This window comes from Pseudomonas thermotolerans DSM 14292 (assembly GCF_000364625.1).
Lineage (GTDB): Bacteria > Pseudomonadota > Gammaproteobacteria > Pseudomonadales > Pseudomonadaceae > Aquipseudomonas > Aquipseudomonas thermotolerans.
Genome location: NZ_KB822600.1, coordinates 17,118 through 38,360, shown reverse-complemented (window position 1 = coordinate 38,360; position 21,243 = coordinate 17,118). Strand labels below are relative to the sequence as shown.

Below are 21,243 nucleotides of genomic sequence, written 5' to 3'. Positions count from 1 at the left end.
ATGCTGCGCAAACTGTTGCTGATCCTCTCCTTCACCGCCGGCGCCGTGCTGCTGGCCGCCCTCGGCTACTGGAACATCGCCCCGCAGCGCGACCAGGCGCCGGTGGCCGGCGACGCCAACGCGGTGGACTTCTTCGTCAGCAACGCGCGCACCATGCAATACCTGCCGGACGGCAGGCTGCAGTACGAGATGAGCGGTAGCAGGGTGGAACATTTCAAGGCCAGCGAAATCACCGAGGTGACCGCCCCCGATCTGCATCTCTACCGCGGCTCCGCCTATCCCTGGCACGTGCAGAGCAAGCGCGCCGAAGTCTCCCCGGACGGCAGCCGGGTCGAGCTGATCGACGAGGTACGCATCGCCCGCACCGACGCCAAGAACCGACCGATCGTGATCACCTCCAGCCGCATCACCGTCTTCCCCGAGGAAGAATATGCGCAGACCGAGCAAGCCGTTAGAATCGAGGCCGCCAACGGGGTGACCACCGCCAAAGGAATGAAAGCGCATTTGAAAGACAGCCGGATACACCTGCTGTCCACCGTAAGAGGCCAGCATGAAGTTCGCTAACCACTTCACCTTCAGGGCTCTTCCCCTGCTTGTCGCCCTGGGCGCCACCCTCACCGGCAGCGCCGCCTGGGCCCTGCCCTCGGACCGCGATCAGCCGATCCGCGTCCAGGCCGACAGCGCCGAACTGGACGACCGCAAGGGCGTGGCCGTATACCGTGGCGACGTGGTCATCACCCAGGGCAGCATGAAGATCACCGGCGATACCGTGACCATCACCCAGAATGCCCAAGGCGACATCGAAGTCTTCACCTCGGTGGGCAAGCCGGCCTACTACGAACAGAAGCCTGCGGTGGACAAGCCGGTGGTCAAGGCCTACGGCCTGACCATCCAATACTTCGCCGCCAAGGACCGGATCGTGCTGATCGACCAAGCCAAGGTGGTCCAGGAAGGCAACACCTTCGAAGGCGAGAAGATCGTCTATGACACCCAGCGGCAGATCGTCAACGCCGGTCGCGCCACGGGCACCCAGGTCACCGCGCCGCGCCCGCGCATCGACATGGTGATCCAGCCCAGGAAGAAACCCGCTGCCGAGCAGGCCCCGCAATAATGGCCATTCTCAAAGCCCAGCATCTGGCGAAGAGCTACAAGGGCCGCCAGGTCGTCCGCGACGTCAGCCTGTCCATCGAGAGCGGACAGATCGTCGGCCTGCTCGGCCCCAACGGCGCCGGCAAGACCACCTGCTTCTACATGATCGTCGGCCTGGTGCGCGCCGATCAGGGCCGCGTGCGGATCGACCAGGAGGACGTCACCCACCTGCCCATGCACGGCCGTGCCCGCGCCGGCATCGGCTACCTGCCGCAGGAAGCCTCGATTTTCCGCAAGCTCTCGGTGGCCGACAACATCATGGCGATCCTCGAGACCCGCAGCGACCTCGACCGCGCCGGCCGCCGCAGGGAACTGGAAGGCCTGCTGCAGGAGTTCCACATCAGCCACATCCGCGACAGCTTGGGCATGAGCCTCTCCGGCGGCGAGCGACGCCGCGTGGAAATCGCCCGCGCCCTGGCCACCGCGCCGAAGTTCATTCTGCTCGACGAACCCTTCGCCGGCGTCGATCCCATCTCGGTGGGCGACATCAAGCAGATCATCCACCACCTCAAGGCCAAGGGCATCGGCGTGCTGATCACCGACCACAACGTGCGCGAAACCCTGGACATCTGCGAAACCGCATATATCGTCAACGACGGTCAACTGATTGCAGAAGGCGATGCAGAGACCATCCTCGCCAACCAGTTGGTGAAGGAAGTCTACCTGGGCCACGAATTCCGTCTCTGACGGCCTATCGCGGCCGCCGAGCGAGACGGCCACGACAATTTGTAACAGACGGCTTGCTGCGACTGGAAAAAACCCGCAATGTCGGGCATATAATTTGCTTAACGAGGCGCTTAACAACATCAGCCTCGGGTCCCCTGTCACTGTCGTCCACCGATGCCACGAGCATCACGGGGCTCAGCGCGCGCGGATCCGGGCCCAACTCGAGCGCCCTTGATGTGGATGGCGCCCCGGCGCCGGCGAACAAGGTCTTAGCCCTCTGCCATGAAACCATCGCTAGTCCTCAAGATGGGCCAGCAACTGACGATGACCCCGCAGTTGCAACAGGCCATCCGTCTTCTTCAGCTATCCACTCTGGATCTGCAGCAGGAAATCCAGGAAGCCCTGGAATCCAACCCGATGCTCGAACGTCAGGAGGATGGCGACGACTTCGACACCTCCGACCCCATGGCCGACGGAGCGGAGATTACCGCCCCTGCCCCGGACGGTGGCGAGAACTTCACGGAGAGCGGCTTCCAGGAAAGCCTGCGCAGCGTCGAAGCCCTCGACGAGGGCGACTACGAGCGGATCCCCAACGAGCTGCCGGTGGACACCGCCTGGGAGGACGTCTACCAGACCAGCGCCAGCAACCTGCCGTCCAGCGATGACGAGGAGTGGGACTTCACCACCCGCACCTCCGCCGGCGAGAGCCTGCAGAGCCACCTGCTCTGGCAGCTCAACCTGGTGCCGATGTCCGACAAGGACCGCCTGATCGCCGTTACTCTGATCGACTGCATCAACGACCAGGGCTACCTGGAGGAGCCCCTCGAGGAGTTGCTCGACGCCTTCGACCCGGAGCTGGACGTCGAGCTGGACGAGCTGGAGGCGGTGCTGCACCGCATCCAGCAGTTCGAGCCGGCCGGGATCGGCGCCCGCAATCTCAGCGAATGCCTGCTCCTGCAGCTGCGCCAGTTGCCGGACAGCACCCCCTGGCTGGCCGAAGCCAAGCGTCTGGTCAGCGACCACCTAGACCTGTTGGGTAGCCGCGACTACAACCAGCTGCTGCGCCGCATGCGCCTCAAGGAAGACGAGCTGCGCCAGATCATCGAACTGATTCAGAGCCTCAACCCGCGGCCGGGCTCGCAGATCGAGTCGAGCGAGCCGGAATACATCATTCCCGACGTGATCGTCCGCAAGCACAACGACCGCTGGCTGGTGGAGCTCAATCAGGAGGCCATCCCGCGCCTGCGCGTCAACCCGCAGTACGCCAGCTTCGTGCGCCGCGCCGACTCCAGCGCCGACAACACCTTCATGCGCAACCAGCTGCAGGAGGCGCGCTGGTTCATCAAGAGCCTGCAGAGCCGCAACGAGACGCTGATGAAGGTCGCCACGCAGATCGTCGAGCACCAGCGCGGCTTCCTCGAGTACGGCGAGGAGGCGATGAAGCCGCTGGTCCTGCACGACATCGCCGAGGCGGTGGGCATGCACGAGTCGACCATCTCGCGGGTCACCACCCAGAAATACATGCACACTCCACGCGGCATCTACGAGCTGAAGTACTTCTTCTCCAGCCACGTCAGCACCGCCGAAGGGGGCGAATGCTCGTCCACCGCGATCCGTGCCATCATCAAGAAACTGATCGCCTCGGAAAACGCGAAAAAGCCATTGAGTGACAGCAAGATCGCTGGTTTACTGGAGGCACAGGGCATCCAAGTGGCCCGTCGCACGGTCGCCAAGTACCGCGAGTCTCTCGGCATCGCGCCGTCCAGCGAACGCAAGCGCCTGATGTGACGGAATTGACCCACGCCAAAGTGTTCCGGTGGCAGGCCCGTTAGCCTGCACTTACACACGGCAAGAAAGGAGAAGCGGTATGCAAGTCAACATCAGTGGACATCAGCTCGATGTGACCGACGCCCTGCGCGACTACGTGATCGAAAAGCTCGGCCGGCTGGAGCGCCACTTCGACAAGATCACCAACGTGCAAGTCATCATGCAGGTCGAGAAGCTCAAACAGAAGATCGAAGCCACCATGCATATCGCCGGCGGTGAAGTCCAAGCCAACGCCGAACACGAAGACATGTACGCGGCAATCGACCTGCTCACCGACAAGCTTGACCGCCAACTCATAAAGTACAAGGAGAAGCAGCTCAACCGCCTGCAAGGTGCCACGGCTCGCTGATCCCTTCCCTCTCACATGATCCGACTCGAAACCATCCTGACCCCCGGCCGTTCCCTGGTGAACGTGCCGGGCGGCAGCAAGAAGCGTGTACTCGAACAAATCGCCAACCTGATCGGGCGCGACCTGCCCGAGCTCGACAGCCAGGACATCTTCGAAAGCCTGGTGGCCCGCGAGAAGCTCGGCTCGACCGGGTTCGGCAACGGCATCGCCATCCCCCACTGCCGCCTGCCCGGCTGCACCCAGCCGATCAGCGCCCTGCTGCGCCTGGACGCCGCGGTGGACTTCGACGCCATCGACGGCGCCCCGGTCGACCTGCTGTTCGTCCTGCTGGTGCCGGAAGCCGCCACCGATGCGCACCTCGAGCTGCTCCGCCAGATCGCCAGCATGCTCGACCAGGCCGAGGTTCGCGAGCGCCTGCGCAAGGCCGACAGCGGCGAGCAACTCTACCAGGTCGTGCTCGACGTCCAGAACCAGAACATCTGAGGCCCGGTCGATGCGCCTGATCATAGTCAGTGGTCGCTCCGGTTCCGGCAAAAGCACGGCCCTCGATGTCCTGGAGGACAACGGCTTCTACTGCATCGACAACCTGCCGGCCGCCCTGCTGCCGGAGCTGGCCGAACGCGCCCTGCTGCACACCGAGCTGCTTGAGCCGCAGGTGGCGGTGTCCGTCGACGCCCGCAACCTGCCCAGCCAGCTCAAGCGCTTCCCCGAACTGCTCAGCGAGGTCCGCGCCCGACATATCAACTGCGACGTGCTCTACCTGGACGCGGATGCCGAGACCCTGCTCAAGCGCTTCTCGGAAACCCGCCGGCGCCACCCGCTGACCAACGAGAGCCGTCCGCTGGCCGAGGCCATCGAGGACGAGACCCAGCTGCTGGCGCCCATCGCCGATCTCGCCGACCTGAAGATCGACACCACCCACCTCAACCTCTACCAGCTGCGCGACACCATCAAGCTGCGCCTGCTCAACAAACCTGAACCCGGGACCGCTTTCCTGGTCGAATCGTTCGGCTTCAAGCGCGGCATGCCGGTGGATGCCGACCTGGTGTTCGACGTACGCTGCCTGCCCAACCCCTACTGGAAGCCCGAGCTGCGTGACTATTCTGGGCTGGACCAGCCGGTGATCGACTACCTGACCGCCCAGCCGGACGTCGAGGAGATGTATCAGGACATCCTCGCCTACCTGCTCAAGTGGCTGCCGCGCTTCGCCGCCAGCAACCGCGCGTACGTGACCATCGCCATCGGCTGCACCGGTGGCCACCATCGCTCGGTGTATCTGGCCGAACGGCTCGGCCAGGCCTTAAAACAGCTACTGAAGAACGTCCAGGTTCGCCACCGCGACCTCAGCTAAGGACCCCAGCGCGATGCCTGCCTGTGAAGTCACCATCATCAACAAGCTCGGCCTGCATGCCCGGGCCGCCGCCAAGTTCGTCGGCGTCGCCGGCCGCTACCCCTGCCAGGTGCGGGTCGGCCGCAGCCCAGACAGCTACGTGGACGGCAAGAGCATCATGGCGGTGATGATGCTCGCCGCCGGCAAGGGCACCGATATCCATCTGCACACCGAGGGCGAGCAGGAAGACGAAGCCCTGCAAGCCCTGGTGGAACTGATCAACAATCGCTTCGACGAAAGCGAGTAAGGCCTTTCTGCGCCGCGCCCGGGCAGCCTGCCTGCCCCCCCCCGCAAGCCCATTCCCCAGCTGAGCAGCCCCAGCCAGGCCCGGCGTCCCGGCCCTTAACGGCCGTGTGGCGCTCGCGAATCAGCCGGCGCACACCTTGGGACCGGCCGGCTCTACGGCGAAGCGCTCGCGGAACGCCTGGCTCTCGTCGGCCACCGGCACATCCAGCTCGGCCAGTTGCTCCTCGAGCACGTGGATGATGTGACGCCGCTTTTCCTCCGGAAGGTCGGCAAGCTGTCCGGGACGGTTCTGCTCCAGTTCCAGCTGCAGTTCGAGCCTCTCCACCAGGGTCGAACCTGCGCTGACTGCCGGTGAGCGGTCGCCCCTACGCCGGCTGGGCGCGCAGGGGAGCCTTGCGCTTTGCCATGCTCAGCGCCCAGCCACGGTCATGCGCTCGATCAGCACGGAGCCGGAGTGGATGTTGCCGCGGGTCTCCAGGTCGCTGCCCACCGCCACTATCTGTCGGAACATGTCACGCAGGTTGCCGGCAATAGTCACCTCCTGAACCGGGAACTGGATCTCGCCGTTCTCCACCCAGTAGCCGGCGGCGCCGCGGGAGTAGTCGCCGGTGACCAGATTGAGGCCCTGCCCCATCAACTCGGTGACCAGCAGGCCGCGCCCCATACGGCGCAGCAGCGCGGCCTGGTCCTCGTCGCCGTGGCTGACGAAGAGGTTGTGCACGCCGCCGGCGTTGGCGGTGCTGGGCAGACCCAGCTTGCGCCCCGAATAGGTGCCGAGCAGGTAGGAGGCGAGCACGCCGTTCTCCACGATGGACTTGGCGTAGGTGGCCAGCCCGTCGCTGTCGAAACTGGCACTGCCCAGGCCGCGGAGGATGTGCGGACGCTCGTCGATGGACAGCCAGGCGGGGAACAGGGTCTGCCCCAGGCTGCCTTCCAGGAAGGAGGAATGGCGGTACAGGTTGCCGCCGGAGATGGCCGCCAGGAAGTGGCTGAACAACCCGCCGGCCAACTCCGCGGAGAACAGCACCGGCACCTCGCAGGTCGCTACCGGACGGGCGCCCAGACGGCGCACGGCACGTTCGGCGGCGCGTCGGCCGATGCTCACCGGATCGGCCAGGGCCTCGCCGACGCGATTGACGTCGTACCAGTAGTCGCGCTGCATCTGCGCCTCGTCGCCGGCGATCATCACGCAGCTCAGGCTATGCCGGGTGCTGGCGTAGCCGCCGACGAAGCCGTGACTGTTGCCATACACCCGGCAGCCTTGCCAGGTGTGCAGAGAGGTGCCATCGGCCTTGCTGACCCGCGAATCGGTGGCGAAGGCGGCAGCCTCACACTCCAGGGCCAGCTCGATGGCCCGCTCGGGACTGATCTCCCAAGGGTGGTAGAGATCCAGATCAAGTACCTCGCGAGCCATCAGCTCGGGATCGGCCAGACCGGCGCAGTCGTCCTCGGAGGTGTGCCGGGCGATCGCCAGGGCGGCGGCCACGGTCTCGCGGATCGCCTCGGCGCCGGTCGCCGAGGTGCTCGCCGAGCCCTTGCGCTGGCCCAGGTAGAGGGTGATGCCGAAGCCCTGGTCACGGTTGAACTCCACCGTCTCCACCTCGCCGTCGCGCACCGTGGTGGACAGTCCCTGATCCACCGAGACCGACACCTCGCAGGCGCTGGCGCCCTGGCGACGGGCCTCGGCGATGATCTGCTCGACCTGCTCCTCCAGCTGCGGCAGCACCTGCGGGCCGACCCCTTCGATTGCACTCATACTGCACTCCACTTCGCTATCCGTTTTCGGCCGAGACCACCGGCCCCGGACTGGTTATCATGTCGGCGTTTCCCCTTGGACCCGCCCTATGTCTGACTATTCCGACGACGACTTCTCCGGCGAGAAGAGCAAATCCCAGATCAAGCGCGAGCTGCACGCCCTGCAGGATCTCGGCCTGCGCCTGACCACCCTCAAGCCCGAACTGCTCGACCGCCTGCCGCTCAGCGAGGCGCTGCGCCGCGCCATCGCCGAGGCTCCGAAGCACACCGCCCACGCCGCGCGCAAACGGCACATCCAGTTCATCGGCAAGCTGATGCGCGACCAGGACATCGAAGCGATTCTCGCCCTGATCGACCAGGTCGACAGCTCCACCCGCGAGTACAACGAGCGCTTCCATGCCCTCGAGCGCTGGCGCGACCGCCTGGTGGGCGAAGGCGACGGGGCCCTGGAGCAGTTCGTCGCCGCCTACCCGGAGACCGACCGCCAGCACCTGCGCGGCCTTATCCGTCAGGCCCAGCAGGAAGCGGCGCGGAACAAGCCGCCGAGCGCCGCACGCAAGATATTCAAGTACATCCGCGACCTGGACGAGGTCCAGCGCGGCCTCAAGTAAGGCCCGCCGGCCCTGCCTCGCGCGGGGCTCAGGCGCCGGTTCCTCCCACCGTCATCGCGTCGATCTTCAGAGTCGGCTGGCCGACGCCCACCGGCACTGACTGGCCGTCTTTGCCGCAGGTCCCCACGCCGCTGTCCAGGGCCAGGTCGTTGCCGACCATGGACACCCGGCTCATCGCCTCCGGACCGTTGCCGATCAGGGTCGCCCCCTTGACCGGCGCGGTGATGCGGCCACCCTCGATCAGGTAGGCCTCGCTGGTGGAGAACACGAACTTGCCGCTGGTGATGTCCACCTGGCCGCCGCCCAGGTTGGCGCAGTACAGGCCCTTCTTCACCGAGCGGATGATCTCCTGCGGGTCGCTCTCCCCGGCCAGCATGTAGGTGTTGGTCATCCGCGGCATCGGCAGGTGCGCGTAGGACTCGCGGCGGCCGTTGCCGGTGCGCGCCACGCCCATCAGGCGGGCGTTCAGCTTGTCCTGCATGTAGCCCTTGAGCACGCCCTTCTCGATCAGCATGGTGCACTGGGTCGGGGTGCCCTCGTCGTCCACGCTGAGCGAGCCGCGGCGACCGTGCAGGGTGCCGTCGTCGACGATGGTGCACAGCGGCGAGGCCACCAGCTCGCCGATCCGCCCGCTGTAGGCCGAGCTGCCCTTGCGGTTGAAGTCGCCTTCCAGGCCGTGGCCGACCGCCTCGTGGAGCAGCACCCCGGACCAGCCGGCGCCCATCACCACCGGTAGGGTGCCGGCCGGGGCGGGAATCGCCTCCAGGTTGACCAGCGCCTGACGCAGCGCCTCGCGGGCATAGCCCATGGCGCGCTCCTCGCCGTGGTCGTCGGTCTCCAGGAAGTAGCGGTAGTCAGTGCGCCCGCCGCCGCCCTGGCCGCCGCGCTCGCGGCGACCGTTCTGCTCGACGATGACGCTGACGTTGAAGCGCACCAGCGGACGGATGTCGGCCGCCAGGCCGCCGTCGCTGGCCGCCACCAGGATGTGCTCCCAGCCGCCGGCGAGGCTCACGGTGACCTGTCTGATGCGCGGATCAAGAGCGCGGGTGCGGCTGTCGATGCGCTTGAGCAGTTCCACCTTCTCGGCGCGGCTGAGCACGTCCAGCGGGTTGCCGGCCAGGTACAGCGGCGCCGAACGGGTTGCGGCGAAGGCCTGCACGCGGCCCTGCTGGCCGGCCCGGGCGATCGAACGGGCGGCCTGGGCGGCGGCGCTCAGCGCCTCGCGGTTGATCGCGTTGCTGTAGGCAAAGCCGGTCTTCTCGCCGGACTGGGCACGCACCCCGACTCCCTGGTCGAGGTGGAAACTGCCGTCCTTGACGATGCCGTCCTCCAGCACCCAGGTCTCCGAAACGTGGCGCTGGAAGTACAGGTCAGCGGCGTCTATGCCGGGGCCGACCAGTTCGCCGAGCAGAGCCGGCAGGTCCTCCAGGCTCAGCTCGCCGGGCGCCAGCAGCTGCTCGCTGACGGGTAACAACAGATCGCTCATAACTACTCCACAGCTAGCGGCCGCGGTTCGGCCGCTGTGAAAAATCTCCGGTGGCTGGCCACCGGCATGCGCTGACGGATCGCCGCCTGCTCGGCGGCATCCCGCTCGGCCCACAGCACCGCCTCGCCCCTGGCCTGCTCGGCGAGGATCCGGCCCCAAGGGTCGACGATCATCGACTGGCCATGGGTCTCCCGCGGGCCGGGGTGGACGCCGCCCTGCCCGGCCGCCAGCAGGTAGCACTGAGTCTCGATGGCCCGGGCGCGCACCAGCACCTCCCAGTGCGCCGCGCCCGTCACCGCGGTGAAGGCCGCCGGGGCACTGATCAGCTCGGCGCCGGCGGCGCGCAGGGCGCTGTACAGCTCGGGAAAGCGTAGGTCGTAGCAGACCGTCAGGCCCAGCCGGCCGACCGGCGTGTCGGCTACCACCACCCGGCTGCCGTGCGCGTAGTCGTCGGACTCGCGGTAGCGGCCACGGTTGTCGGCCACGTCCACGTCGAACAGGTGCAGTTTGTCGTAGCGCGCGACCCGCTCGCCCTGGTCGTCGATCAGCAGCGAACAGGCATGGGTCTTGGCCTCGGGCTGGCCGTCCGGCGGCAGCGGGATGGTGCCGGCGACTATCCACAGGCCGAGGTCGCGGGCGGTGCGTTTCAGCCAGGGCAGGATCGGCCCCTCGCCCAGCGCTTCGGCGCGACCGAGGGCAGCCAGGTCGCGACGGCCCATGGCGGCGAAGTTCTCCGGCAGCACGGCGAGGCGCGCTCCGGAAGCGGCAGCCCGTTCGAGCAGGCGCCGGGCGCTGGAGAGGTTGGCCGGGACATCGGCCTGGCTGACCATCTGGATCACGGCGAGGGACATGCAAGGCTCCGCATGGAAATCTGCCGCCATGCTAACCCAAGCGCCGGCAATTGACAGGCATCCGCCGCACGGCACAGGCGCCCCACTAGCGCGGGGCGATATGGGTGATCAGCAGCTGCACCGATTCCTGGCCGCGGAACTCGTTGACATCCAGCTTGTAGGCCAGCTCCACCCAGCGCACCGTGGGGTTCGGCCATAGCTCGCGGTCGACGCCGAAGGCAATGCCGTCCAGCTGCACGCTGCCGCACTCGCTTTTGACCACCACCTTGAGGTGGCGCTCGCCGACGATGCGCTGCTGCACCAGTTGGAACACCCCGTGGAACAGCGGCTCGGGGAAGTGCTGGCCCCAGGGCCCGGCGTTGCGCAGCGCCTTGGCCAGAGGCAGGTGGAATTCCTCGGCGCTCAGGCTGCCGTCGGAGAGCAGCCGGCCGGTAAGGTCCTCGGCGCTGAGCTGGCGGCGCACCTCGGCGTCGAAGGCCGCGGCGAAGGCGCCGAAGTGTTCCTGGGGCAGCGACAACCCGGCGGCCATGGCGTGGCCGCCGAACTTGCTGATCAGCCCGGGGTGGCGGGCCGCCACGGCGTCCAGGGCGTCGCGGATATGGAAGCCCGGCACCGAGCGCGCCGAGCCCTTGAGCTGGCCGTCGCCGGCGTCGGCGAAGGCGATGGTCGGGCGGTGGTAGCGCTCCTTGAGGCGCGAGGCCAGGATGCCGATCACCCCCTGATGCCACTCCGGGTCGAACAGGCAGAGCCCGAACGGCAGCGCCTCGGCCTCGAGGTCCTTGAGCTGGGCCAGGGCCTCGCGCTGCATGCCCTGCTCGATGGCCTTGCGGTCCTGGTTGAGCTGGTCGAGCTGCACCGCCATGTCGCGGGCCAGGGCCTCGTCCTCGCAGAGCAGACATTCGATGCCGAGGCTCATGTCGTCCAGGCGCCCGGCAGCGTTCAGCCGCGGGCCGAGGATGAAGCCGAGATCGGTGGAGGTGACCCGCGCATGGGACTTGCCGGCCACCTCGAGCAGCGCGCGCAGCCCGGGACGGGCGCGCCCGGCGCGGATCCGCGCCAGGCCCTGGTGGACCAGGATGCGGTTGTTGGCATCCAGGGGCACCACGTCGGCGACGCTGCCCAGGGCCACCAGGTCGAGCAGCTCGGCGAGGTTCGGCTCGGTGCGACCGGCGAAACGGCCCAACTCGCGCAGCCGGGCACGCAGGGCGAGCAGCACGTAGAACATCACCCCCACACCGGCCAGGGCCTTGCTGGGGAAGTCGCAGCCCGGCTGGTTGGGGTTGACGATGGCGTCGGCAGCCGGCAGCTCGGGACCAGGCAGGTGGTGGTCGGTGACCAGCACCCTGAGGCCCGCTGCCTTGGCCGCGGCCACCCCCTCGACGCTGGAGATGCCGTTGTCCACGGTGATCAGCAGCTCGGGCTGGCGGCCCAGGGCGACGCGGACGATCTCCGGGGTCAGCCCGTAGCCGTACTCGAAGCGGTTCGGCACCAGGTAGTCCACCGACACGGCGCCGAGCATGCGCAGGCCGAGCACGCCCAGGGCGCTGGCGGTGGCGCCGTCGGCATCGAAGTCGCCGACGATGAGAATGCGCTGGCGGCCGTCGATGGCCTGCAGCAGCAGCTCCACGGCGGCCTCGATTCCCTTCAGACGCTGGTAGGGGAGCAGCCGGGCCAGGCTCTTGTCCAGCTCGGCGGCGGATCGCACGCCGCGCGCGGCGTACAGGCGGGTGAGCAGCGGCGGCAGGTCGCCGAGGTCGGGCAGTCGGTCGGGCAGCGGACGGGTTTCGATGCGCATGGTCAGAAGCGTTCGCCGTGCAGCCACTCCAGGGGAATCTCGTGCTGGCCGCGGGCGTCGGTGACGTACAGCTGGCCATCGCTGAGCATCACGCTCCAGTCGATCGCCCGCGGCAGGTCGCGGGCCAGCTCTTCCAGGGCCTCCTGGCCGAGAGCGGCGACGTTGAGGTTCTTCAGGCTGCGCACCGCGTCCAGCACGCGGCCCTGCCAGACCCGCAGGCTGCCGTAGGCGAGCAGGCTGAAGCGCTCGGCGCGCCGCGAACACCAGGTGATGCGCTCGGCATCCGGCTGGCCGACCTCGATCCAGTGCAGGATGCGGTCGTCCAGGCTCTTCTGCCACAACGCCGCCTCGTCGACGTCCGACAGGCCACGCCCGAAGCCGAGCTGCTCGTCGTACCACAGGGCGTAGGCGAGCAGGCGCACGGCCAGGCGCTCCTCGGTCTCGGAGGGGTGCCGGGCGACGGTGAAGCGCAGGTTCTCGTAGACGTTGCGGTCCAGGTCGGTGAGGTTCAGTTCGACTTTGTAGGGCGTGGCTTGCAGGGCCATGGGACGGGCTTCTTGGCTGGCGGAAAGGCGGCAAGTCTACCCGATTCGCCGGGGCGCGGCGCGCCGACCGGCGCAGCGCCCTGCCGCGCGTCGGGCGGCCCTCCGCCACTAGGAGACGACGGACTCGCGCGGCGCCGCGCGGTACAGCTCGACCCGGTTGCGCCCGGCCGCCTTGGCCTCGTAGAGCGCCTCGTCGGCCAGCGACAGCAGGCGGTTCAGCTCGAAATCGGCGTCCCGGGCCTCGGCGATGCCGATGCTCACGCTCAGCTGACCGTCAGCGACGAACGGCAGCTCGGCGAATTCGCGGCGTACCCGCTCTGCCACGGACTGGGCCGTGACACTGTCGGCCTCGTCGAGCAGACAGACGAACTCCTCGCCGCCGATCCGCGCGCAGAGGTCGCTCTGCCGCGAGCGCTCGGCGAGGATGCGGCCGAACTCGGCTAGGGCATGGTCGCCGGCGGCGTGCCCGTAGTTGTCGTTGAGCTGCTTGAAGTAGTCCAGGTCGCAGAGCAGCAGCGTCGCCGGACGCCGCCGGCGGGCGCAGTCGGCCAGCAGGCGCTCGGCGGCCTCGACGAAGGCGCGGCGATTGCCGATGCCGGTCAGCGGATCGCTCAACGCGGCCTGCTTGTAGCGCAGCTCGGCCCGCTCCTTGACCAGCGCCAGGGTGACGAAGGCCAGGCCGATGGCATAGAGCTGCGTTTCCAACACCACCATGGCGAAGAAGTGCGGCGGGCCGCCGTCGGCGGTGAAGGGCACGCCCTGGTCGATCAGCCCGCGCACCGTGTAGAAGCCGGAGTGGATCATCGCCAGGAGCAGCGCCGGGCGGATGTCCACCTCCAGCTGCCGGCGCCGTCGCCACAACTCCCTGGCGCCGAGCGCGGCATAGCCGGCCATCAGCAGCGAGCAGACTAGGATGCGCGCGGACAGCGAGGCGTAGAACGCCGGACACAGGCACAGCAACGCCCAGAGCGCGGCGCCGGCGAGCATGCCCAACCGGCTCGGTCGGCGCCCGGCGAAGACCCGCAGCGAGGTCCAGGCCAGCCCCGCGCTGCCCAGTACCAGCAGGTTACCGAGCAGGATGGGCACCCAGTCGATACCCATCCCGCGCAGGCTGGCCAGCAGCGTGCCGACGGCGCTGACCAGCAGCGCCGCCGCCAGGTACCCCAGGGTGCTGTCGCGGCCACGACTCCAGGCGTGCAGCGTGAGCACACCGACCAGGGACAGGATGTAGATGTCCAGCAACACCAGGGTGGCGAGGTTCAGCTGCATGACACCCCCACCCGGTGCTCGAAGACGAAGAACATGGAAGGCTATCCGAGGACTCGGCCCAAAGAAGCCGAGCACTTTACGCGGCCCGTGCTCGGGGGGCCAGCCGAAAACATGCCAAATGGCCATCACCCCGACGACCGTACGGCCACGCGCCCGTCCACAGCACCGCGGCAATCGCATAGGCTTATGTTCTTTACCCAGAATCCGGAGTCACGATGATCCCCAGCAAACCCCTCGCCGGCCTGAAAGTGGTGGAACTCGGCACCCTGATCGCCGGCCCCTTCGCTTCGCGGATCTGTGCCGAGTTCGGCGCCGAGGTCATCAAGGTGGAATCCCCTGACGGCGGCGACCCCCTGCGCAAGTGGCGCAAGCTCTACCAGGGCACTTCGTTGTGGTGGTTCGTGCAATCGCGCAACAAGCGCTCGGTCACCCTCAACCTCAAGCACCAGGCCGGCCGAGAGGTGCTGCGCAAGCTGCTCGCCGAGGCGGACATCCTGATCGAGAACTTCCGCCCCGGGGTGCTGGAGAAGCTCGGTTTCGGCTGGGAAGAAGTCCATGCCCTCAACCCGAAGCTGGTGATGGTGCGCCTCTCCGGCTTCGGCCAGACCGGGCCGCGGAAGGACCAGCCGGGCTTCGGCGCGGTCGGCGAATCCATGGGCGGACTGCGCTACATCACCGGCTTCGAGGACCGCCCGCCGGTGCGTACCGGCATCTCCATCGGCGACTCCATCGCCGCCCTCTGGGGGGTGATCGGCGCGCTCATGGCGCTGCGCCACCGCGAGGTCAACGGCGGCCAGGGGCAGATGGTAGACGTGGCGCTCTACGAGGCGGTGTTCGCCATGATGGAGAGCCTGGTGCCGGAGTTCGACGTACTCGGCTTCGTTCGCGAGCGCACCGGCAACATCATGCCCGGCATCACCCCCTCCTCCATCCACACCACTGCGGACGGCCGGCACATCCAGATCGGCGCCAACGGCGATGCGATCTTCAAGCGCTTCATGCGTGCCATAGGCCGCCCCGACCTGGCCGATGACCCGCAGCTGGCCAGCAACGACGGCCGCGACGCGCGGCGCGACGAGCTCTACGGGGTGATCGACCGCTGGGTGGCCTCGCTACCGCTGGCCGAGGTGGAGACGGTGCTGAGCCGCGCCGAGGTGCCGGCCAGCCGCATCTACTCGGTGGCCGACATGTTCGCCGACCCGCAGTTCCTGGCCCGCGAGATGTTCCTCGCCGCGCGCCTCCCGGACGGTAAGCCGTTCAAGATGCCCGGCATAGTGCCCAAGCTCTCCGCCACACCCGGCGAGGTGGCCTGGACCGGCCCGGCCCTCGGCGAACACACCGCCGAGGTGCTCAGCGCCCTCGGCTACTCGGCCGGGGAAATCGCTGCGCTGCGCTCCGAGGGCGCCATCTAAGTCTGCCTGCGCAGGCCTAAGTCCTTGAAAGTAAAGGCCCACTGCCAGCCGGTGGGCCGCTATCATGCGGCGCTTTTGGACCTTGCCGCATGCCCCTACGAACCCTCCTCAGCCTGCTCGTCTGCTCCGCACTCTCCACCCCCGCCTTGGCCGCCGCGCCACGCACCTTCGCCGAAGCCAAGAAGATCGGCTGGCAGCTCTACGCCAGGCAGTCGGTGGAGTTCTATTGCGGCTGCCGCTTCCAGGGCAACCGCGTCGACCTGAAGAGCTGCGGCTACGTGCCGCGCAAGAATCCCCAGCGCGCCGCGCGCATCGAGTGGGAGCACATCGTCCCGGCCTGGCTGATCGGCCATCAGCGCCAGTGCTGGCAGCGTGGCGGCCGCCAGTACTGTTCCCGGCACGACGCGGTCTACCAACGCGCCGAGGCCGACCTGCACAACCTGGTGCCGGGCATTGGCGAGATCAACGGCGATCGCGGCAACTTCCCCTATGGCTGGGTATCCACGCCGCCCGGCCAGTACGGCGCCTGCCCCATGGTGGTGGACTTCAAGGCCAAGGTGGCGATGCCGCGCAAGCGGGTGCGCGGGATGATCGCCCGCACCTACCTGTACATGAGCCAGCGCTACCAGCTGCGTCTGTCCAGGCAGGACCGTCGTCTCTACGAGGCCTGGCACCGCGCCTACCCGGTGGAAGCCTGGGAGCGCCAGCGCAACCAGCAGGTCGGCTGCGTGATGGGCTGGGGCAACCCCTTCGTCGGCGGCTTCGATCCCGGAGCCTGCCCGCGCGGCAAGTCCTGAGCGACTGGCCAAACGCCGGCGCACACCTTATGATGGCGAATACTGTATATCCAGACAGTATTTTCCATTGACCGAGAATCGAAGGTGAGGTGATGAATGGCCGTCGAAGTGGTGTACCGCAGCAGCCGCGATCCGGAGCGCCTGTTCATGGATAAGGCCGAAGCGGACCGTTACGACAGGATGCTGGAGCTGGCCGAATCCCTGGCCGGCGTACTGCAGCGCGCGGTACCCTCGCTGAGCGAGGAGCAGGTGGAGGAGCTGGGCATCTACATGGCCCGCAACCGGGAGATCTTCGCCCGCGCCTTCCGCAACCAGCCAAACGCCCTCGCCGAGCTCGACACGCCGTCGGCCGAATGACCGCCCGCCACGCTTGGCAGGCCCCTGCGTAGAGACTGGCTTCGCCCGGCTGTGCCTCGAACATGCCTCGGCGCTCGCCTTCCCGATCCTGCGCTTCGCCCCGGCCCTCGTCCTGCTGCGCTACCGGGTGATCCGTACTGGCAACCCGTTCGACGTCACCAGCCTGTTCCAGCTCGTACCGGGGATGACCGCGGCCATCGGCTACCTGTTCGCCAGCAACCGCAGGGCGGCCTCGAGCCTGCTCGGCTTGGCGCGGGTGTTCCGCTCGTCGCAGGGCTGAAAGCAGGCGCCCTCGCCTCGCCGGAGAGGGAACTGGCCGGTTTCCGGGGCGCGTTGTAAGCTCCACGGTCCGCCCGCCGCCCCGGGCGGCCGTCAAGGACAAGCCGCTCAGCGGATGGGCACGCCACCCGGCGCGCCCACCCGACTGCCGCTCCCATCTGCACTTACCGTCAAAGGAGGACGTCATGCAGATCCACAGCCTCGCCCCCATCACCGTTCTGCAACGCCGCGAGCGCCTGAGCATTGCGCAGATCGCCGCGCAGGCCGGCCCCGCCTGCACCGCGCTGCGTGTCGAAGCCGAAGCGCGCGATCTGGTCGTGAACGGCCCGATGATCTTCCAGGCCTGGCAGATGCCGCAGGACGCCCACGGCGAGTTCGAGCTGAGCTTCTGCCTGCCGGTGGCCGGCGGCGACCAGCAGTTGCCGGCCCTGCAGTGCGCCAGCACGATCCATGAGGGGCCGCTCGACGAGCTGTTCAGCCGCGGCTACCGGCCGCTGCTCGAAGCCATCGCCGCGGCCGGCCTGCGCCCCACCGGCGAGAGCCGCGAGGTCTACCACCGCTGGAACGGACCGGAGGCGACGGACAACCGCATCGAGATCCAGATCGGAGTGGCACCATGAACCGCCTGCAGGTGCGCCGCTTCGCGGCCGAAGACTTCCCCGTCTACCGCCGCTGGTACGCCGATCCGCTGCTCGACCACCAGTTAGGGCCGATGGACGATGACTGGCTGGACAGCGTGCTCACCGATCCGCAGCAGGAGGCCTGGTCGGCGTTCGTCGCTGGGCAACTGGTCGCGGTGATCGGCCTGTCGTTCGACCCCGAGACGAATTTCTGGGTGATCACCGATATCGCCGTGGACCCCGCGCGGCGCCGTCAGGGGCTCGGCAGGACGGCCTTGCAGGCCCTGCTTACCCATCCCGAGCTGGCCGGGCGCAAGCACTGGCGGGCCTTGGTCGCCGACGACAACCCGCAGTCCCAGGCCTTCTTCACCGCCCTCGGCTGGCAGCGTCTGGGCACGCCGACCAGCGACGACCCGTTCTGGACCTACGTCTGGCACGCCTGAAACGCCGCCCCCGTGACGGGGGCGGCCCTTTCCGTCCTCAGACGCTCTCCGGCTGCTCGAGTGCCCTCACCAGGGCGCCGAGGAAGCGTGCCGCCTCGCCGCCGGTGACCGCCCGGTGGTCGAAGGTCAGCGACAGCGGCAGGATCGGATGGATCGCCACCTGCCCCTCCCAGACCACCGGCTCCTGACGGATGCCGCCGGCGCCGACGATGGCCACCTGCGGCGGCACCACCACCGGGTTGGCGTAGCGACCGAAGAAGGTGCCGAAGTTGGACAGGGTGAGGGTCGCGCCCATCATCTCCTGGGGCGGGATGGAGCGCGCCCTGACGTCGGCACGCAAGCGGCCCACCCCCTCCCGCAAATCCGCCGCCGAGCGCCCGCCGACGTCACGCAATACCGGCACGAACAGTCCGTCCGGGGTGTCCACGGCGATGCCTAGGTCGAGCCGCTCGTGGACCTTCAGGGCCAGGCTCTGGCCGTCGAACCAGGCGTTGAGGATGGGCTCCTCCCGGCAGGCCGCGGCGATCGCCTTGGCGATGCGGATCAGCGGGTCGCGGGCCTCGGGCCAGCGGTGCAGGTCGGCGTCGCCGTAGATGGTTACCGGCACCACCTCGGCGTGGGAGCGCGCCATGTTGATCGCCATGCTGCGCCGCACACCGCGCAACCGCTCGCCACCGAAGCGCTCGCGGGACTGCCGGGCGGCGGCCTCCACGTCGGCACGGGTGATCAGTCCGTCCGCGCCACTGCCCTGCAGGCTGGCAAGATCGACGCCGAGCCGGCGGGCCAGCTGGCGCACCGCCGGGGTGGCGCGCGGCGCCAGGTGCTCGCGGGTCGAGGGCGCGGCGCCGATGAAGAAGCTGTCAGTCTGCGCCTCGCCGCCGCCCTCCAGGCGCCCGACCACGGTACCGGCGTCCTCCTCGCCCTCGTAGCCGACCAGGGGCTCTCCGACGTGGAGGATGTCGCCCTCCTGGCCGAACAACTTGCTCACCACCCCGTCATAGGGCGCCGGGATTTCCACCAGGGCCTTGGCAGTCTCCACCGAAACCAGCAGTTGGTCAGCCTTCACCGTTTCGCCGGGCTTCACGTGCCACTGGACGATCTCCGCCTCCTGCAGGCCTTCGCCCAGGTCGGGCAATTTGAAGTACTTCATCACTCCTCCTTAACTCCCACCCCTAGAGTGCCGGTCAGGCGTAATTCAAGACAGACTCGCAGGCCGCCAGGACGTCCTCGACGCCCGGCATGTAGAGGTGCTCCAGGCGGTACAGCGGCGGCGGGATGTCCGGAGCGGTGACCCGCTGGATCGGTGCCTGCAGGTCGAGCAGCGCACGCTCGTAGAGGCTGGCGGCGATCTCCGCGCCCACTCCGCAGCTGCGCGGCGCCTCGTGGACGATCACGCAGCGGCCGGTCTTGCGCACCGAGGCCTCTAGGGTGTCGAGGTCCAGCGGCTTGATCGTCGCCACGTCGATCACCTCCGCGGAGACGCCGCGCTCGGCCAGCCGGTCGGCGGCCTGCAGGGTCTCGTGGAGGCTCGCCCCCCAGCTGACCAGAGTCAGGTCGCGGCCCTCGCGCAGGGTGAAGCAGGTGTCCAGCGGCAGGCGCCGGCCGTCGTCCGCGAGCGGCTGCGGGTTCATCCGGTACAGCCGGGTCGGTTCGAGGAACACCACTGGGTCGGGGTCGTCGATGGCCGCCAGCAGCAGGCCGTAGGCGCGCGCCGGTGACGAGGGAATCACCACACGCAGGCCGGGGATGTGAGCGAACAGCGCCTCGGTGCTTTCGCTGTGGTGCTCGGGAGCGCGGATCCCGGCGCCCATCGGGCTGCGCAGCACCAGCGGGCAGCTCAGCCGGCCGCGAGTGCGGTTGCGCAGACGGCTGGCGTGGGACACCAGGTGCTCCATGGCGGCGTAGATGAAGCCGAGGAACTGGATCTCGATCACCGGCTTGAGGCCCTGGGCGGCCATGCCCACCGCCAGGCCGCCGATCATGGTCTCGGCCAGTGGGGTGTCGATCACCCGCTTGAAGCCGAACGCCTCGCGCAGCCCGACGGTGGCGCGAAACACCCCGCCGTTGACGCCGACGTCCTCGCCGAGCACCACCACGTTCGGATCCTCGCCCATGGCCCGGTGCAGGGCCAGGTTCACCGCCTCCAGCAGACTGGCTTTCTTCTCCACCGCGACGGCGCTCTCCCGGAACGAACCGGTCATGTCATTCATGGCTGGCACCTCCCTGCAAGCTGGCTTCGCGGCGCGCGACCCGCTCCAGCAGCATCTCGCGCTGCTCGGCGAGGGCCACAGGCCAGCGGGCGTAGACGTAGTCGAGGATGGCCTCCACCGGCTGCTGGCCGGCCGCCTCGAAGGCCTCCACGGCCTGCTGGACCTGCGCCTGGCAGTCGGCGAGCAGCTGCTGTTCGCGGCGCTCGTCCCACAGGCCCCGGGCGGCGAGGAAACTCTGCAGGCGCTTGAGCGGCTCCTCCTGCCAAGCCTGCTTGACCTCCTCGGCGCTGCGGTAGCGGGTGGCGTCGTCGGCGGTGGTGTGGTCGCCGAGGCGGTAGCTGATGCACTCGACGAGCATCGGCCCCTTGCCCTGGCGGGCCCGTTCCAGGGCCGCGCGAACCCGGTCGTAGACCGCCAACACGTCGTTGCCGTCCACCTGCTCGCCAGGGAAGCCGGCGCCGACGGCCTTCTGCGCCAGGGTCGGCGCGCCGCACTGGATGCGTCGCGGCACCGAGATGGCCCACTGGTTGTTGTTGACCACGAAGACCACCGGCAGCTGCCAGGCCCCGGCGACGTTGAGCGCCTCGAGGAAGTCGCCCTTGCTGGTGGCACCGTCGCCGCAGGTGGTCAGCGCCACCCGGTGGCCGCCGCGGATCTTCAGCGCGCTGGCCACCCCGCAGGCGTGCAGGGCCTGGGTGGCGATCGGCACGCAGATCGGGAAGTCCTCGGCGGCGGCCGGATCGACGTAGGCGCTGCCGCGCTCGTCGCCGCCCCAGTAGAGGAGGATCTCCTCCATGCGCACGCCGCGCATCAGCTGCACGGCGGTATCGCGGTAATAGGGAACCAGCACGTCCTCGGGGCGCAGCAACGCACCCACGGCGACGCCGATGGCCTCCTGCCCGAGGGTCGGCGCGTAGGTGCCGATCCGCCCGGTGCGCTGCAGGGCCACCGCCTTCTGGTCGAACAGGCGGGTCAGCACCATCTGCCGGTACAGGCGAACCAGCAGCTCGGCGTCGTCGGCCCAGGCCGGCAGGTCGCCGAGCGGCCGGCCGTCGGGCGCCAGATAACGGGTATAGGGAATGGCGAGCTTGTCGTGCATGGCCGTAACTCCTTGGCACCTTGTGGGTGCGCTTCGGGTTGCCCGCCACTCGTGATGGCGGGGTTGCACGTCCACCCGGGCGCGCCG

The 21,243-nt window shown here is 68.4% G+C and carries 25 protein-coding genes; 15 read left to right on the top strand and 10 right to left on the bottom strand.

Annotated features, from left to right (window positions below; all coding sequences use genetic code 11):
• The 8 genes from lptC to H165_RS0101695 all read left to right on the top strand — a co-directional run bounded on the left by lptC (position 1) and on the right by H165_RS0101695 (position 5,628).
• Positions 1 to 564 (top strand): LPS export ABC transporter periplasmic protein LptC, encoded by a 564-nt coding sequence (gene lptC, locus H165_RS0101730; protein WP_017937174.1) that lies wholly within the window; start codon positions 1 to 3, stop codon positions 562 to 564.
• Complete coding sequence (lptA, locus tag H165_RS0101725; RefSeq protein ID WP_017937173.1) at positions 551 to 1,111, top strand: lipopolysaccharide transport periplasmic protein LptA; 561 nt, start codon at positions 551 to 553, stop codon at positions 1,109 to 1,111. The genes lptC and lptA overlap by 14 nt, the downstream gene beginning before the upstream one ends.
• Positions 1,111 to 1,836: an LPS export ABC transporter ATP-binding protein gene (lptB, locus tag H165_RS0101720; RefSeq protein ID WP_017937172.1), complete on the top strand. Its 726-nt coding sequence runs from the start codon at positions 1,111 to 1,113 to the stop codon at positions 1,834 to 1,836. Before lptA ends, lptB begins: the two co-directional genes overlap by 1 nt.
• A gap of 261 nt (positions 1,837 to 2,097) precedes the next feature.
• Positions 2,098 to 3,603 carry an RNA polymerase factor sigma-54 gene (locus tag H165_RS0101715; RefSeq protein WP_026146273.1) on the top strand — a complete coding sequence of 502 codons (1,506 nt, stop codon included), beginning with the start codon at positions 2,098 to 2,100 and terminating at the stop codon, positions 3,601 to 3,603.
• A gap of 79 nt (positions 3,604 to 3,682) precedes the next feature.
• Positions 3,683 to 3,991: a ribosome hibernation-promoting factor, HPF/YfiA family gene (hpf, locus tag H165_RS0101710; protein WP_017937170.1), complete on the top strand. Its 309-nt coding sequence runs from the start codon at positions 3,683 to 3,685 to the stop codon at positions 3,989 to 3,991.
• A 15-nt stretch (positions 3,992 to 4,006) separates the two neighbouring features.
• Positions 4,007 to 4,474, top strand: a complete 468-nt coding sequence (gene ptsN / locus H165_RS0101705; protein ID WP_017937169.1) for a PTS IIA-like nitrogen regulatory protein PtsN — start codon at positions 4,007 to 4,009, stop codon at positions 4,472 to 4,474.
• Positions 4,475 to 4,484: 10 nt separating this feature from the next.
• Positions 4,485 to 5,342, top strand: a complete 858-nt coding sequence (gene rapZ, locus H165_RS0101700) for an RNase adapter RapZ (protein ID WP_017937168.1) — start codon at positions 4,485 to 4,487, stop codon at positions 5,340 to 5,342.
• 13 nt (positions 5,343 to 5,355) lie between these two features.
• The gene (locus H165_RS0101695; protein ID WP_017937167.1) at positions 5,356 to 5,628 is read left to right on the top strand and encodes an HPr family phosphocarrier protein; all 273 of its coding nucleotides are present in this window, start codon (positions 5,356 to 5,358) and stop codon (positions 5,626 to 5,628) included.
• Between the two features lie 120 nt (positions 5,629 to 5,748).
• Here H165_RS0101695 and H165_RS0101690 read toward each other — a convergent pair whose 3' ends face one another.
• A complete protein-coding gene (locus H165_RS0101690; protein ID WP_017937166.1) occupies positions 5,749 to 5,952 on the bottom strand; it encodes a hypothetical protein in 204 nt (67 codons plus the stop codon).
• Between the two features lie 84 nt (positions 5,953 to 6,036).
• Positions 6,037 to 7,383, bottom strand: coding sequence for a metalloprotease PmbA (pmbA, locus tag H165_RS0101685; protein ID WP_017937165.1), 1,347 nt, complete (start codon positions 7,381 to 7,383; stop codon positions 6,037 to 6,039).
• A gap of 88 nt (positions 7,384 to 7,471) precedes the next feature.
• On the opposite strand from pmbA, the gene yjgA reads away from it, so the two are divergent.
• The gene (gene yjgA / locus H165_RS0101680) at positions 7,472 to 7,993 is read left to right on the top strand and encodes a ribosome biogenesis factor YjgA (RefSeq protein WP_017937164.1); all 522 of its coding nucleotides are present in this window, start codon (positions 7,472 to 7,474) and stop codon (positions 7,991 to 7,993) included.
• A 28-nt stretch (positions 7,994 to 8,021) separates the two neighbouring features.
• Here yjgA and tldD read toward each other — a convergent pair whose 3' ends face one another.
• From tldD to H165_RS18260, 5 genes are all read right to left on the bottom strand, one after another.
• Complete coding sequence (tldD, locus tag H165_RS0101675) at positions 8,022 to 9,479, bottom strand: metalloprotease TldD (RefSeq protein WP_017937163.1); 1,458 nt, start codon at positions 9,477 to 9,479, stop codon at positions 8,022 to 8,024.
• A gap of 2 nt (positions 9,480 to 9,481) precedes the next feature.
• Positions 9,482 to 10,330: a carbon-nitrogen hydrolase family protein gene (locus H165_RS0101670; protein WP_017937162.1), complete on the bottom strand. Its 849-nt coding sequence runs from the start codon at positions 10,328 to 10,330 to the stop codon at positions 9,482 to 9,484.
• Positions 10,331 to 10,415: 85 nt separating this feature from the next.
• Complete coding sequence (gene recJ, locus H165_RS0101665; RefSeq protein ID WP_017937161.1) at positions 10,416 to 12,125, bottom strand: single-stranded-DNA-specific exonuclease RecJ; 1,710 nt, start codon at positions 12,123 to 12,125, stop codon at positions 10,416 to 10,418.
• Positions 12,126 to 12,127: 2 nt separating this feature from the next.
• Positions 12,128 to 12,670 (bottom strand): YaeQ family protein, encoded by a 543-nt coding sequence (locus tag H165_RS0101660; RefSeq protein WP_017937160.1) that lies wholly within the window; start codon positions 12,668 to 12,670, stop codon positions 12,128 to 12,130.
• A gap of 108 nt (positions 12,671 to 12,778) precedes the next feature.
• Positions 12,779 to 13,939 carry a GGDEF domain-containing protein gene (locus H165_RS18260; protein ID WP_017937159.1) on the bottom strand — a complete coding sequence of 387 codons (1,161 nt, stop codon included), beginning with the start codon at positions 13,937 to 13,939 and terminating at the stop codon, positions 12,779 to 12,781.
• Positions 13,940 to 14,154: 215 nt separating this feature from the next.
• On the opposite strand from H165_RS18260, the gene H165_RS0101650 reads away from it, so the two are divergent.
• The 6 genes from H165_RS0101650 to H165_RS0101625 all read left to right on the top strand — a co-directional run bounded on the left by H165_RS0101650 (position 14,155) and on the right by H165_RS0101625 (position 17,847).
• A complete protein-coding gene (locus H165_RS0101650) occupies positions 14,155 to 15,351 on the top strand; it encodes a CaiB/BaiF CoA transferase family protein (RefSeq protein WP_017937158.1) in 1,197 nt (398 codons plus the stop codon).
• An 89-nt stretch (positions 15,352 to 15,440) separates the two neighbouring features.
• Positions 15,441 to 16,148, top strand: a complete 708-nt coding sequence (locus H165_RS18255) for an endonuclease (RefSeq protein ID WP_017937157.1) — start codon at positions 15,441 to 15,443, stop codon at positions 16,146 to 16,148.
• 96 nt (positions 16,149 to 16,244) lie between these two features.
• A complete protein-coding gene (locus H165_RS0101640; RefSeq protein WP_017937156.1) occupies positions 16,245 to 16,505 on the top strand; it encodes a YebG family protein in 261 nt (86 codons plus the stop codon).
• A gap of 13 nt (positions 16,506 to 16,518) precedes the next feature.
• Positions 16,519 to 16,785 (top strand): hypothetical protein, encoded by a 267-nt coding sequence (locus H165_RS0101635; protein ID WP_017937155.1) that lies wholly within the window; start codon positions 16,519 to 16,521, stop codon positions 16,783 to 16,785.
• A 184-nt stretch (positions 16,786 to 16,969) separates the two neighbouring features.
• The gene (locus tag H165_RS0101630; protein ID WP_017937154.1) at positions 16,970 to 17,404 is read left to right on the top strand and encodes a GyrI-like domain-containing protein; all 435 of its coding nucleotides are present in this window, start codon (positions 16,970 to 16,972) and stop codon (positions 17,402 to 17,404) included.
• Positions 17,401 to 17,847, top strand: a complete 447-nt coding sequence (locus tag H165_RS0101625; protein WP_017937153.1) for a GNAT family N-acetyltransferase — start codon at positions 17,401 to 17,403, stop codon at positions 17,845 to 17,847. Before H165_RS0101630 ends, H165_RS0101625 begins: the two co-directional genes overlap by 4 nt.
• Positions 17,848 to 17,884: 37 nt before the next feature.
• Here the strand turns inward: H165_RS0101625 and H165_RS0101620 are convergent, their stop codons facing one another.
• Genes H165_RS0101620 through pdhA form a run of 3 tightly spaced genes read right to left on the bottom strand, consistent with a single transcriptional unit; the run spans position 17,885 to position 21,156 of the window.
• Positions 17,885 to 18,997 (bottom strand): dihydrolipoamide acetyltransferase family protein, encoded by a 1,113-nt coding sequence (locus tag H165_RS0101620; protein ID WP_017937152.1) that lies wholly within the window; start codon positions 18,995 to 18,997, stop codon positions 17,885 to 17,887.
• 34 nt (positions 18,998 to 19,031) lie between these two features.
• A complete protein-coding gene (locus tag H165_RS0101615; RefSeq protein ID WP_017937151.1) occupies positions 19,032 to 20,057 on the bottom strand; it encodes an alpha-ketoacid dehydrogenase subunit beta in 1,026 nt (341 codons plus the stop codon).
• Entirely contained in the window at positions 20,050 to 21,156 is a 1,107-nt protein-coding gene (gene pdhA, locus H165_RS0101610; protein WP_017937150.1) for a pyruvate dehydrogenase (acetyl-transferring) E1 component subunit alpha, read from the bottom strand. The genes H165_RS0101615 and pdhA overlap by 8 nt, the downstream gene beginning before the upstream one ends.
• Positions 21,157 to 21,243 lie beyond the last annotated feature (87 nt).